The sequence below is a fragment of the Paenibacillus sp. MCAF9 genome (genome assembly GCF_052114265.1).
Taxonomy (GTDB): Bacteria; Bacillota; Bacilli; order Paenibacillales; family Paenibacillaceae; genus Pristimantibacillus.
The window spans coordinates 38405-52364 of the sequence record NZ_JBFREL010000038.1 but is presented as its reverse complement, the minus strand read 5'-3'; the positions used below and the strand labels follow the sequence as shown (position 1 = coordinate 52364).

The following is a 13960-nucleotide window of genomic DNA, read 5'->3' as shown; positions in this document are numbered from 1 at the left end:
TGTTCAGTGCCGCGTCGCCCACACGGAAATTGTATGACGTATTTGCCTTCAAGCCCGTTGCTTCTGCCTTATGAACAAGCTCAGAAGGTGAGTTGGATGAAACGGTAGAACGACCTGCAAAATTAATTGCTTTTGTGAAATCTGGCGCTTCGTTCGTCTTCTCTACTACTTGAAGGTCATTGCCTTTAAGAAGCAGTGAAGTGTACCATGCAAAACCTTTGGAGCTTACTGGATCGCCGTTAAAAGTTACCGTAACCTTGCTTACTTTTTCTTTGCTGTAGTCCGGCTTTTCTTCTTTTAGAATACCGAATTGATCTACGATGAACGGTTTTCCGCCATCAATATTACCGTCAATTTCGTAAACAACAGCGGTTAACTTGCCGCCATCAATGTTAACGCCAACGAAGTTCTGTACCTTTCCACGTGCTGCACTTGTCGTGTCGCCATACTTGCGAGCATGATTTTCATCCGCTTTATCGAAGAGATTGTAATACGCATCGCCAAGCCGTGCATCTTGGTTCTTGAAATAAACTTTCGCACCAGCTGTAGCTGGAATCATATAAATCGTGCCGTCAGGCTTTACTGCGTATTCAATTGTTTGTCCATTTAGAGATTCTGTAATTTTTTCAACCGATTCTGCAGTGCCATCCTTTTTAATTGGTTTGGTACGAGCAAAGATATGGTCATGTCCTTGAAGCACAAAATCAATGCCTAGTTCATTCATGAGTGGAGCGATTTTGTTTCTTACGCCGTTAGCGCCCATAATATCGCTGTCCGTCGCATGGTTTGAAGTTGTATATGGACCTTTATGAATATTAACGATGATCCACTCTGCGCCTGCTGCTTTCGCTGCTGCTGCATCTTTCTTCAACCATTCTACCTGGTCTACTGAGAAATTCGCATACTCAGTTGAGTTCTCGTTCGAATTCAGCACGATAAAATGAGCATTGCTGTAATCGTACGAATAATAAGCACCTGTTACTGTTGCTGAATTTTCAGCTTGCTTCACATTAAAATGATCATAAAATGCGTAGTTTTTATCCTCATGGTTACCAGCTGAAGGTACAATCGTTGTATTCAGCAAACTTGGTTGTGAATGTCCAAGCAGCCAATTCCACTCCTGCTCGGATGTCCCATTCTCAACTACATCGCCATTATGAACGACGAATTTTGCATCTGGCACAGTTTCTAGCGCCTTAGCTATGGTTGAGCCCGAGATTTGCGCCTCGTCCTCTTCCTTCGCTTGTGTATCCGTTAAATCAATAAAGGAGAACGCTCCGCCTGTTGGTGCGGTTTGGAATGTGCCTGTCTCACTCCACAAATTCAACGACTGATCGCCTACACGGAAGTAATACGTTGTGTTTGCTTTCAAGCCCGTCGCTTCAGCTTTATGAACAAGCTCTGCTAAGGAGTTCTTGGCAACGGTTGAACGACCCTTAAATGCCGTTGCGTTCGTAAAATCTGCTGCAGCACCTGTTTTTTCTACCACTTGCAAATCGCTTTGACTTGCGTCAAACGGCGTGTACCATGTAAATCCTTTTGAACTGACGGGATCACCATTGAAAGTGACCGTCACTTTACTTACTTCTACCTTAGGTGCCTCTTGCAGAGCAATCAGCTTCATATCAAAGAAGAGGTCGGAGCTGCCGGCGCTTTGCTGATGAACCTCAACAGCAAGCTCATTGTTACCGTCTTTTAAGGCAGCCTTTAATGGTATTGTTAGGTCTACATCTGGATAAACGACTGGAAGATCCTTATTCGAAGCCGCAAGCGTTTCATAAGAAACTTCGCCTGTCGGCATGCCCAGACGGACAACCTCTACTCCATTTACATAAACCACTGCACCATCATCAATGGCAAATGTAGCTAGCAGCTGTCCATAATGGTCAACGCTGTTCTTATCTACATTCAGATTCGTCCGAAAATATGTCGTCGGAGGTTTTTTACTTTTATTCGTTCCATAATCTACAATTGTTTTCAATGCGCCAAAACCAGTTGCACTGATTATTGCGCCGGAATCCTTATAACCAAGCGGGGCACTGCCCGAGCTCCACGCCGAATCGTCATAAGTAGACCTCCATACTGTGCCTTGATTTATACCTTTATCGTAATATTTCCAAACCGAATTTCCCGGCAGTAACGTCACCGGCTCAGTCGCAGAAGCAGCAGCGACCGGGGATGGTGCGGCTGCTCCGAGCAAACCAAGCAATAATGCCAAGGATAACAGAATAGATAATACCTTTTTGTTGACGTAGTTCATAATAATCTCCTTTGTAAACAATTTTGACAATCCGCATAAACATGACTGCCTCATCATAACAAGAAGATATCATTGCTCTATTATCTCAGGGTGAAGGTATTGTAAATATCGCTGCAACTTTTTTCCATATGGTTCCGTATAGAGAATGCCATTATTCATACAGATAAATAGGAGGACTTTAATTGTCAAACAAACCGGTTGGTGCGGCTGCTATTATCGTTGATTCTGAAAATCGTGTTCTGCTGGTGAAACATAACTATGGAAAATACAATTGGGAAATACCCGGCGGGTTATCCGAACAAAACGAGTCTGCGCAGGAAACGGCGAGAAGAGAAGTATTAGAAGAAACAGGTCTCGAGGTAACCGTAGATCGCTTAACGGGTGTATACTACGAGCCGCATTATGATATGCACCACTTTGTTTTCATTTGCAAAACCGTAAACAATCAAGCCCCTCAGCCTTGTTATAAAGAAATTACAGCCTGCCAGTACTGCCATATTGATGATCTGCCTAGACCATTGAGTGACTTTACTTATAAACGAATCCAAGATGCTTTGAATCCAGATCAGACGGAGAGCTTCCACACGATAGGGCCGAGACAGTGGTTCGAATAAGGAAAGGCTATGAAAAAAGTCGGTGCAGGCGTAATCCCTGCACCGATTTTTTTTCATATCACATTCGACTACACTCCGCTCGTCCGAGCAATAATTTCATCAATAAAGCATTGTAATGTACTCGTTAAATAGGAATCCTTGCGCCGAATAAAAATTGTCGTAATATCACGATATGGCTCAGGTACACTATGACAGTAAACGGTGCCGTTAGCAGCCAAATCAATAATCGAGGATTCGGGAATAATCGTTATGCCTACCCCCGCTGCGACACTGCCAATAATCGTCCCAAAAGTGCCAAACTCCATAATTTGTTTTGGAATTATGCCCTCTACCTTCATCCAGCTTTCCAGTCTCCCGCGGTAACCGCAGCCTTTGTTGTAGAGCAAGAGCGGTTTTGTCGTAATGTCGTCCATCGAGAACGCATCACCCTTTGTCACCAGCACTAGCTTTTCTTGAATAACCTCTACCTGCTCGATTAAGGGATGCCTAATAGGTCCGGTAACAAAAGCGCCATCCAGCTTCATATCCAGAACTTCTTGCAGCAGCTGATCCGTCACTCCGGCTTTCAGCGATAATTCTACATTCGGATACTTGCTGTAATACGACGATAAAATATGAGGAAGCGCGATAACGGTTTCCACAATTCCGATTTCCAGGACACCGGAAGGATTTGTTTTATTGTGAAAGGTACGCTTCATTTCTTCCATTTTGGACAAGATCTCTTTCGAATGCTCGAGCAGACGTTTGCCTTCCGTATTTAAAATCATTCCGCGCTTATGGCGATAAAATAACGGCGTATCCAGTTCTTTTTCCAGCAGCTTAATTCTTGCTGTTACATTGGATTGCACGTAATTCAGCTCGAGCGCTGCTTTGCTGATACTGCCGTGTGCAGCAACGGTTTGAAAAATTTTCAAATCCTTAAATTCCAAGCGCACCCCTCCACTGCCATTCGATTCAGATGATCTTATATGTTAGATATCATTATAAATGATGATAAACTTTATTTTCAATCGTTTTACTATCGTCTTGCTACCCCCTATCATTGGAAATAGACAATAACTCGGCATAATTTCTATTAGGGAGAGAGACCACTCGTGCTTAAAAAACAAGTCATTATCGGCTCTATACTTTGCCTCGTTGCAAGTATGTCGTGGGGAGCCATGTTTCCTGTAGCCCACGTTGCTTTACAGCAAATTGATCCATTTTATTTCTCGTTTATTCGCTATTTTGTCGTTGCAATCATTCTGAGCGTGCTCTTGCTAGTGAAAGAGGGTAAATCTGCATTCCGCTTAGAGGGCAGAGGTAAATCTTTATTGTTCTATGGGACAATGGCCTTTACAGTCTACAATATGGCCGTATTCCTTGGACAGCATATGATGGGGGAATCCGGCACCGTCGCTGCTTCCATAATGGAAGTGCTTATGCCGATGATATCTATTATGGTATTGTGGGTCACTAAAAAAACCGCGCCCAAAAAATATATGCTGACGAGTGTAGCCATCGCCCTTGTAGGCGCCTTACTCGTCATTACAAACGGAAAATTAGCTTTTTTCATAATGGCTGGTCAACATATGTTCCCGCTCCTGCTCATCTTTACAGGAGTTGTTGGATGGGTGATCTACTCCATGGGCGGTACGCAGTTTAAACAATGGTCCATACTCCGCTATTCCACGTTAACCTGTTTGCTCGGCAGCGCCGTATCTTTTGTTATCGTTACACTTGCATCCACCTTTGGCGTGCTGCCTGTACCCACTTGGGAAACGATACTTTCAATCAAATATGAAATGTCCTTTATGATTCTATTGCCTGGATTAGCTGCTTTGTTATGCTGGAATGCAGGCATCAAATTATTATCGCCGCTAAATGGCATATTGTTCATTAATTTCGTTCCGATTACTACTTTCGTCATTATGGCTTTTCAAGGCTACCACATTAGCGCTTATGAGTTTTTCGGCACCTTGCTCGTCATCTTCGCGCTTGTTCGAAACAATGTGCAGCAGAGAAAAGCAATGAGCAAAGCTAATCCGAGCACTTATGCTGCTCCTCGTCATCCCAATGGTCAGGCTGTCAAAGCTACCCCTTAACCAAACTATAAGATAAATATAAAACAACAACACCACTCCTGATGGAGTGGTGTTGTTTTTAACTTCGTTATTGTAAAGAGAGCGGATGGATAAGCTTGCCGCTTTATCCCGTAATTTTCCTCATCAGCAGTTCAATCGGCCCTCTTGAAAATCTCTTACGCCAAAGCACACTACATAGAATGCTAAATAAGAAAAAACAAAATGAGTATATAGAGGCGAATATCAACGATTGGTTTTCCAATCGATTTAGTGCAATGAGAACACCGATACCAATTACCACATGGCTCACATAATGAGTCAACGTTAACTGGCCTGTTTGTACGATAACGTTTATAAACCAGCTTTTATCGTATTTTTCAGTCAAGAACAGACTTAGAATTAAGAAGGCAATAGCCGAACCCGATGCAGATAATATGTACAAAACATTCGGCAGAATCGGACCCGTGCTGAACAAAAACTTAACACTTTCGCTACCCATGCTCGGGATGAACAAAACAGTTAGCATTTTTGACAGCAGCTCCATGGTAATCGTGACACTTGCTCCAATGATCAGCAGCTTCATTCGAAGCGCCTTGTTATGAAAATCTATTCTTCCTATTAAGAGTCCGATGATGAAGAAACAAAACCATGGAAATATAGGATGATAGCCATTAAAAAATAAATTGCGAACAAAACCTTCCAACGTCCAAAAATCCACATAATGCATAAACGGTACAGGACCGCCCCATCCTTTAAAGGTATCGAATACAAGCTGAAGGCATTGTGCTGTTATTAATATAGCTGCGCCCAGTCCATACAATATCCTGTCTCTTACCGTAATTAGCACTGCAGCCATGAACAGATAAACACCATAATAATGTAAAATATCACCTGTCCATTCCATAACATATAGCAGTAATCCGATTACAAACAAGAACAGCGATCTTTTCCAAATCATTTGGCGAACAACCCTAATCTTTGTTTTATCGTGACTAGCAACAGCTTTCCGAGACATGAGCGAAATGCCTATGCCAGCAAGTAAGACGAATAAAGCCGAGGCTCGTCCTTGAAATAACGAAGTAACAGTAATCAACCACGCAGGGCCATTATGCTCAGCATTTGTAATTACAATAAAGTTTACGATGAGCATGCCGAACAGTGCCCATGCACGGGCAAAATCCAGCCCAATCAATCGTTTACTTACTTCCACTAGCATCACTTCCTTTGAAAACGCCGCTTACAGCCTCTACCCAGATCTGTTTATAATCAATATGTTCAACCAGCATCATAAAGTTGCCAATGTTATCAAGCACTAAGGCAAGCATATGTGCTTTGGCAGCACTCGCCTGATCTGAAACAAGTCCAAAATGTTTAGCTTTCTCCATCAGCATCTCAAAGCCGTGCAAATACCCTTTTTGGATCATAAGCAGCTTCTCGTGATAAAAGGGATACCTTGTTGCCATTAACATATATTCCTGCAATACGCGATTATAATAAGGGTCCTTAGCCTGCTCATCAATCATATGGAGTCCGAGCTTAACTAGCTTCTCCTCAAAATTGTCTTTTGTAAAAGTATCCATTTCAAAAAATGTCGAGAACTGAATCGCGCTGCACAAGTCCTCAAAAATTGCCGCTATGAGATCTTCTTTCGATTTAAAGTAATAATAAATGGACGGCTTAGCTATTCCAACGGCTTTAGCAATCATCGAATAAGTCGTTTTCGTAATGCCCACCTCTGCAAATAGTTGATAGCTCACTTCTTTGATGGATGCCAATGTTTCCTCGCTTTTACTCATTGCAACTCCTCCTATACCTTGAATTTGTTTTAGAATATCACTCTTATTATTATTTTTCAACCTATCGTTAGGTAGAATTTTATGAAAAGTGAGTGATTTACTCATTCTTTTTTATTTACCAATTGTTTTATTTCTAAATATTGACACCACCTATATCGGAGTGATATATTATGGATCGTAATATAAATATGGATATTTATTACACTTACACCCATTCTATCCTAAGTAAAATGACAAGGAGGCACATTTGCTTTGAACAGTCAGGACGTTATTTTAGGCATGCTTATGAAACGATCATTGTCCGGTTATGAAATCAAGCAATTGTTTGAGGATATTTTCTCTTATTTCTATAGCTCAAGCTATGGAACGATTTATCCGATGCTGCATCGGATGGAAAAAGAGGCTTTGATCACGAAGGAAAATGTGCAGCAAGAGGGCAAGCCGAATAAAAATGTGTTCACTATCACAGAGGCTGGGAAAAGCAGATTTTACGAATATCTGCACAGCCCGATGGAAACGGATACGGTCAAATCAGATTTCCTGATGCGGCTTTATTTTGGCCAGCTGGTAGGCAATGACATGGTAGTTATGTGGTTGAAGCAGGCACAAGAGTATACACAGACACAGCTCGATCAGCTGCGCGATAAATACGCCCTATATAAAAGCACCATGCAGCCTGGACATATCATATGCATTGAAATCGGAATTAAGGAATATAGTGCTAAGCTGGAAGCGATCCAAGAGGGGCTGGATCGTATGGATAAATTAGAACAGGAAAAGAGGGTTTAGGATGGAAAAATCACGTTCAAACAATAACCTCATCATTCTTGCCATGGCACTAGGGTTATTAATGGCATCTTTGGACAATACGATTGTCGCCTCCTGCATTAACAAGCTCAGTCAGGACTTTAACATTTTCGATAAAGTCAGCTGGGTATTTACCGCCTACATGCTGGCAGCAACAAGCACGATGCTCGTGTTCGGCAAGATGTCCGACCTATTCGGCAGAAAAATGTTTTATATGATTGGTATTGGCTTGTTCTTGATCGGCTCCGCCTTATGCGGTATCGCTCAGAGTGCTGATCAGCTCATCTGGTTCCGCGTCATTCAAGGAATTGGCTCCGGCGCCTTGTTCCCAATCAGCTTTACGATTATTTATACGATATTTAAAGACCCGAAGGATGCAGCAAAAATGTCTGGCGTATTCGGCGCGATTTTCGGCCTCTCCTCCGTTGCAGGCCCGCAGCTCGGCAGCTTCATTGCTGAACACTTTGGTTGGAGATGGAACTTCTATATCAACATTCCCATCGGTTTGGCATCCATGATTGTTCTGATGATTGCGCTCAAAGAAACACGTTCCGAGCAAAAACCAAAAATCGATTATTTGGGAACATTGTTTTTGATCGTTACTACGGTCTCCTTAATGCTGGCGCTCGAATGGGGCGGCAAAAACTACGCATGGAGCTCCTGGCAGGAAATTAGCTTATTCACGATCTCAGCTGTAATCGGCGCTTTATTTATTTTCGTCGAGCTGCGAGCTCCTGAACCCGTCCTTCCACTAAGTATCTTTAAAAATAAGATGGTCTTGGGCACAAGTATTCTTTGCTTCTGCCAGGGCGTCATTATGTTCTCCGCCATTACGTATCTACCTAGCTTTACGGTAGGGGTGTTAGGACATAGCAACTCAAACGGCGTATTGACGCCTATGATGGCCTCGTTAATCGGGGGTGCTATTCTATTTGGTTTCCTGCAGTCCAAATTCGCCTTCCGTACACTCATGCTGTTCACTATGCTAATGACTATTATTGTAGCTACGCTGCTTTCTACAGTTAGCGCTCATGCTTCCAGCGGCTATATGATTGTACTTATGATTCTGCTTGGCTTTGGTGCCGTTGGCCCTCTAATGAGTGTCGCACAGAGCTCGATTGCTGCAAACGTTGATCCTAAATATATGGGCGTCAGCTCATCTATCGTCGGCTTCTGGCGCAACATTGGCGGCATATTGGGTGCATCCATTATGGCGACGATTGTGAACAACAACTTGCATCGGTTAATTACGGCAGGTGCAGATAAAGCTGGCATTCCTTCTGACAAAATCAATACACTTGCCAATCCGGAACTGCTCATGCGAGCAGGTGGTCAGCTAGATCCGCAAATACGCAAGTTTCTGCAAGAGGCGCTGGCAACAGCGATCAATCACGGCTTTATACTCAGCATTTGTGTGGGCAGCATTGGCTTAATCACCGCTATGTTTGTTGGTGCAAGCAGACTCGGAGCCACAAAAAAAACAACCACCAGCGCTACACATATATAGAGGTAAACGGACATGTAACGGTAATCTGTGATCTGCGATGCAAATTACCGTTGCGTGCATCCTTATTCTTTATCCGTAGGTTTATGTATACCGTCTTCATAAAAGTCAAAGATGAGCTGCTTCTTTGTCCCTCTTACCGCGTAGAAAACGTCAGATATTTTCTTCCCTTTCTTTCTCAGTTCGTTTTCCAGCCATTCCTTCGTCAGCCCATTCTCTTTCATTTCTTTTTCCAAAAGTAAACCATCCATAATCAATTCAATTGGAAACTCCAGCTTGTTTAATTGAAGTTTCATGTCCTTTTTCGTGACAAGCTGATACTCGTCTTTTTTTAATACAGACACCATTCCATTATCCTCAAGAACTGCATATTCAACCTCATCCATATTAAAAATCCCATTTTCTCTTAAAGCTTGATCCAAAGAATCCAAAGTATATCTAACCTTCTTCATATTATTCTCAAGGATTTTTCCGCCTTCAATGAGTACCGTGGGGGAGCCTGAAATCCAGCTTCTTAATTTACGGCTCTTTAAGGCAACGACAGATAACAGATAAGACGTAACCGTCATAACCGCGAGTGACAAAGTAATATGCGACCATTTCAATGTTTCATTGAATGCCAAATTGGCTGCAAGTGCCCCTATCGTAATGCCGGTCACAAAATCATGAAATGTCATGTTGGAAATCGTCTGTTTCCCCAATATTCTAGCTACTAGTAGAAGCAGTAAAATAGCAACAATCGTACGTATTAAAATATCCATATAGGTATGCATGCTGTGATTCCACCTCTACTCTTATTGTTACCCAAGCGATTTGAAAAAAATCATGGAACAGCGTATCATCTTTAAAGTGAACAGATTAGAGACCACTTCTAGTGACGATGAAGATACGTCGCTTTTGTATTGTATTTTGCTATATGACTATTTGTATTGGAGCTGAGAATGATGAAAACCGAGATTATAAACAGATTTATCACTTACGCGCAGGTGGACACACAGTCCGATGAAAGCAGCGAAACCTGCCCTTCCACGCCCGGACAACTGACGTTAGCTAATATGCTAGTAGAGGAATTGAAAGCCATCGGCATGCAAGAGGTTACGATGGATGTTAACGGCTATGTCATGGCTACCCTTCCAGCCAATACGGATAAAGAGATCCCAACCATCGGTTTCCTTGCGCATATCGATACAGCAACTGACTTTACTGGCACTAACGTCAAGCCGCAAATTATTGAACAATATGACGGGAACGACATTATCTTAAATGAAGCACAGCGCATCATTATGTCACCGAACGACTTCCCAGAGCTGCACGGCTATAAAGGTCATACGTTGATTACAACAGACGGCACGACACTGCTTGGTGCAGACGATAAAGCAGGCATAACTGAGATCATGACAGCGATGGCTCATCTCATTAATCATCCTGAGTTGAAGCACGGTAAAATAAGAGTAGCCTTCACACCTGATGAAGAAATCGGCCGAGGTCCGCATAAGTTTGATGTACAAGCCTTTGATGCGGTCTATGCCTATACAATGGATGGAGGTCCGCTGGGCGAGCTTCAATACGAAAGCTTTAATGCCGCTGGCGCTGTCATTATATGCAAAGGCAAAAACGTGCATCCCGGAACGGCCAAAGGCAAAATGATCAATGCCGCCAAAATGGCGATGGAGCTCCACGCAAAACTGCCGGCTAACGAAACACCTGAGCAGACAGAAGGCCATGAAGGCTTCTACCACCTGTCATCCATTCAAGGCGACGTCGAGCAAACGGAGCTTCATTATTTGATACGTGATCATGACCGCATCCGATTTAATGAAAGAAAGCTGGAGCTAACTCGTATCGTAGAGGAACTGAAAGCGAAGCACGGAGAAGAACGTATTGTGCTTGAAATAAAAGATCAATACTACAATATGAAGGAGAAAATCGAGCCGGTGATCCAAGTCGTAGACATCGCAGAGCAAGCGATGATCAACCTTGGCATTACCCCGCTAATCGAGCCGATTCGCGGCGGCACAGACGGCTCGCAGCTTTCCTACATGGGATTGCCGACTCCGAATATTTTTACCGGCGGAGAAAATTATCATGGCCGATTTGAATATGTATCGGTTAACAATATGGTACAAGCCGTCAATACGATTATTGAAATCGTTAAGCTGTACGAACAAAAAGCTTAATAATCGTCATAAACAAACAGGCTGTCGTCCACATGACGACAGCTGTTTGTTATTTGATGGTTTAGCAAAGCACATCTTCTTCCTGTTCGACGATATCCATCTCAAGATTATTTAGGCCATTGTCTTCCAATACGGCAGCCTTATTGCCGTATTCTTTAATAATATGAATCTCGCCCCATGAGCAGAGGGAGTCCAATATCGATTTTAAGCTCCATCCGTATTCACTGAGCTCATATTCAACCCGCGGCGGGACCTCATTGTAGCTTATTCGATTCACGATGCCATCCTGCTCAAGCTCTCTCAGCTGCTGCGTTAACATCTTTTGTGTTATGGAGGGCATAATACGTTTGAGATCACTCGTTCTTTTTTTGCCATGCGTTAAGTGACAAAGGATTACGCATTTCCATTTTCCTCCAATAACCTCCAAGGTCGCTTCCACTGAAATATTGTATTTTTTCTTAATCATGAATTGTCCTCCCCAATCGAGCTAAAGCCTGCTGCTTATGCATTTATTACTTTTTAGTACCTATAGCACTTCAAAGTACGTACTGTTCATTACTGCCTAAACCCATCATAATAGCACTTACCGGCCGGCAATACCATACAAAAGGGGTTATACAAATGGCTTTAGATAAAAAAAGAAGTACCCTTGCGCTTCTAGCGTTAGCCATAAGCGCCTTTGCGATTGGGACAACAGAGTTCATCAGTGTAGGGCTGCTCCCGCTTATATCTGAAGACTTGAATATATCGGTTACAACATCGGCATTAACCGTTACGTTGTATGCTCTTGGGGTTACTTTTGGAGCTCCAATATTAACATCTATAACATCTACGATTCCGAGAAAAACTTTATTGTTTTGGATCATGATTGTTTTTATTGCTGGGAACAGCCTTGCAGCATCGGCAAGCGGCGTTGGTATTTTACTTACCGCACGCGTCATCTCAGCACTGGCTCATGGCGTATTTATGTCAATTGGCGCTACCATTGCAGCCGATCTCGTTCCCGAGAACCGCAGAGCTAGCGCAATCGCAATTATGTTCTCAGGACTCACTGTAGCTACCGTTACAGGCGTACCGTTAGGCACTTGGATTGGACAGCATATGGGCTGGCGTGCTGCTTTTGTTGGCATAGTTCTTATTGGCGTTATCGCTTTTATTGCCAATATGGTGTTGATTCCTTCCGATCTGCGCAAAGGAAATCGAGTACCGCTGCGCGAGCAGATAAAACTAGTTACGAATGGACGATTGCTGCTTGCATTCGCGATTACTGCTATTGGGTACGGGGGTACGTTTGTTGTCTTTACTTATTTATCCCCGTTGCTTCACGATATAACCGGATTTAAGGAAAGTACGGTAGCGGCCATTCTTTTGGTATACGGCATCGCCATCGCCATCGGCAATGTCATTGGTGGGAAAGCTGCCAACAAAAAGCCGATTACCGCCTTGTTTTACATGTTTATTTTACAGGCTATCATACTCTTTGTTCTTACCTTCACCGCGCCGTTTAAAGTGGTTGGTTTAATTACGATTATCTTGATGGGACTATTTGCATTCATGAACGTACCTGGCTTGCAAGTGCATGTCGTGATGCTCGCTGAACGTTATGCGCCGAAGGCCGTAGATGTCGCTTCGGCTGTCAACATCGCTGCGTTTAACGCAGGTATCGCCATTGGCGCGTATTTGGGCGGTGTCGTTACGGACTCGATGGGACTTATTCATACGGCATGGGTTGGCGGATTGATGGTTCTCGGAGCAGTTATTTTGACTGGCTGGGCAAAAGCATTAGAAAAAAAAGATGAAACAAAACAAAAGAGGGTCTCACTATGATCGCAAAACATTTACAGGATACAACTACACTTCACAACGGTGTTCAAATGCCTTGGTTTGGTCTTGGCGTCTTTAAAGTTGAGGATGGCGCGGAGCTGGTCGAGTCCGTCAAAGCAGCGATTAAAAACGGTTACCGCAGTATTGATACTGCAGCTATTTATGGCAATGAAACAGGTGTCGGTCAAGGCATTCGTGAAGCTTTGGCTGAGTATAACGTGACTAGAGGAGAGCTTTTTGTCACATCAAAGGTTTGGAATGCTGATCTCGGATATGAATCTACACTGGCGGCTTACGAAGCTACGCTAAATAAACTCGGTTTAGACTATCTTGACCTGTACCTGATTCATTGGCCTGTAGAAGGCAAATTCCAAGAGGCGTGGAGAGCTTTGGAGACCCTTTACAAGGATGGCCGAGTCAAAGCGATCGGCGTGAGCAATTTCCAGATTCATCATTTGGAGACGTTAATGAAAGATGCTGCCGTTAAACCGATGATCAATCAAGTGGAGCTCCATCCGCAGCTAACGCAGAAAGAGTTAATCGACTATTGCAAGAAACAAGGCATTCAAATCGAAGCATGGTCTCCGCTTATGCAAGGTCAGCTGTTAGATCATCCCGTTCTTAAAGAGATTGCTGAAAAGCATAACAAATCCATTGCTCAAGTCATTCTGCGCTGGGATTTACAGCATGGCATTGTAACGATTCCGAAGTCAACGAAAGAGCATCGCATTATCGAGAACTGTAATGTATTTGATTTTGAACTATCTGAGAGTGAGCTGTCCCGGATAGACGCTCTGAACCAAAATCTTCGGGTGGGTCCAGATCCCGATAACTTTGATTTTTAATATCATAGCGGAACAACAATAGGGCTGTCCCAAACGCAGATATATCTACGTTTGGGACAGCCCTTATTTA

General features: G+C 43.2%; 13 protein-coding genes. 7 read left to right on the top strand and 6 right to left on the bottom strand.

The window, feature by feature from the left end:
* The coding region (locus tag AB4Z45_RS29880; RefSeq protein WP_441912966.1) for a fibronectin type III domain-containing protein at nt 1-2260 on the bottom strand (2260 nt) is incomplete at its 3' end.
* A gap of 182 nt (nt 2261-2442) precedes the next feature.
* Between AB4Z45_RS29880 and AB4Z45_RS29875 the strand changes: the two genes are divergently transcribed.
* Nucleotides 2443-2874 (top strand): NUDIX hydrolase, encoded by a 432-nt coding sequence (locus AB4Z45_RS29875; protein WP_441912965.1) that lies wholly within the window; start codon nt 2443-2445, stop codon nt 2872-2874.
* Between the two features lie 68 nt (nt 2875-2942).
* Here AB4Z45_RS29875 and AB4Z45_RS29870 read toward each other — a convergent pair whose 3' ends face one another.
* Nucleotides 2943-3803, bottom strand: coding sequence for a LysR family transcriptional regulator (locus AB4Z45_RS29870; RefSeq protein WP_441912964.1), 861 nt, complete (start codon nt 3801-3803; stop codon nt 2943-2945).
* 165 nt (nt 3804-3968) lie between these two features.
* On the opposite strand from AB4Z45_RS29870, the gene AB4Z45_RS29865 reads away from it, so the two are divergent.
* Nucleotides 3969-4958: a DMT family transporter gene (locus AB4Z45_RS29865; RefSeq protein WP_441912962.1), complete on the top strand. Its 990-nt coding sequence runs from the start codon at nt 3969-3971 to the stop codon at nt 4956-4958.
* 103 nt (nt 4959-5061) lie between these two features.
* Here the strand turns inward: AB4Z45_RS29865 and AB4Z45_RS29860 are convergent, their stop codons facing one another.
* Both AB4Z45_RS29860 and AB4Z45_RS29855 read right to left on the bottom strand, forming a co-directional pair.
* Nucleotides 5062-6147, bottom strand: coding sequence for a DUF418 domain-containing protein (locus tag AB4Z45_RS29860; RefSeq protein ID WP_441912960.1), 1086 nt, complete (start codon nt 6145-6147; stop codon nt 5062-5064).
* Nucleotides 6134-6733 carry a TetR/AcrR family transcriptional regulator gene (locus AB4Z45_RS29855; protein WP_441912958.1) on the bottom strand — a complete coding sequence of 200 codons (600 nt, stop codon included), beginning with the start codon at nt 6731-6733 and terminating at the stop codon, nt 6134-6136. The genes AB4Z45_RS29860 and AB4Z45_RS29855 overlap by 14 nt, the downstream gene beginning before the upstream one ends.
* Nucleotides 6734-6985: 252 nt before the next feature.
* On the opposite strand from AB4Z45_RS29855, the gene AB4Z45_RS29850 reads away from it, so the two are divergent.
* Complete coding sequence (locus tag AB4Z45_RS29850; protein ID WP_441912956.1) at nt 6986-7522, top strand: PadR family transcriptional regulator; 537 nt, start codon at nt 6986-6988, stop codon at nt 7520-7522.
* Between the two features lies 1 nt (nt 7523).
* Nucleotides 7524-9047, top strand: a complete 1524-nt coding sequence (locus AB4Z45_RS29845; RefSeq protein ID WP_441912954.1) for a DHA2 family efflux MFS transporter permease subunit — start codon at nt 7524-7526, stop codon at nt 9045-9047.
* A 62-nt stretch (nt 9048-9109) separates the two neighbouring features.
* Here AB4Z45_RS29845 and AB4Z45_RS29840 read toward each other — a convergent pair whose 3' ends face one another.
* Nucleotides 9110-9817, bottom strand: a complete 708-nt coding sequence (locus AB4Z45_RS29840; protein ID WP_441912952.1) for a DUF421 domain-containing protein — start codon at nt 9815-9817, stop codon at nt 9110-9112.
* A 171-nt stretch (nt 9818-9988) separates the two neighbouring features.
* Here AB4Z45_RS29840 and pepT point away from each other — a divergent pair, with 171 nt between their 5' ends.
* The gene (gene pepT, locus AB4Z45_RS29835; protein WP_441912972.1) at nt 9989-11221 is read left to right on the top strand and encodes a peptidase T; all 1233 of its coding nucleotides are present in this window, start codon (nt 9989-9991) and stop codon (nt 11219-11221) included.
* Between the two features lie 61 nt (nt 11222-11282).
* Here pepT and AB4Z45_RS29830 read toward each other — a convergent pair whose 3' ends face one another.
* Complete coding sequence (locus AB4Z45_RS29830; RefSeq protein ID WP_339205642.1) at nt 11283-11687, bottom strand: winged helix-turn-helix transcriptional regulator; 405 nt, start codon at nt 11685-11687, stop codon at nt 11283-11285.
* A 155-nt stretch (nt 11688-11842) separates the two neighbouring features.
* On the opposite strand from AB4Z45_RS29830, the gene AB4Z45_RS29825 reads away from it, so the two are divergent.
* Together AB4Z45_RS29825 and AB4Z45_RS29820 are read left to right on the top strand one after the other, a co-directional pair.
* Nucleotides 11843-13048 (top strand): MFS transporter, encoded by a 1206-nt coding sequence (locus AB4Z45_RS29825; protein ID WP_441912950.1) that lies wholly within the window; start codon nt 11843-11845, stop codon nt 13046-13048.
* Nucleotides 13048-13890 (top strand): aldo/keto reductase, encoded by an 843-nt coding sequence (locus tag AB4Z45_RS29820; RefSeq protein WP_441912970.1) that lies wholly within the window; start codon nt 13048-13050, stop codon nt 13888-13890. Before AB4Z45_RS29825 ends, AB4Z45_RS29820 begins: the two co-directional genes overlap by 1 nt.
* Nucleotides 13891-13960: the final 70 nt, after the last annotated feature.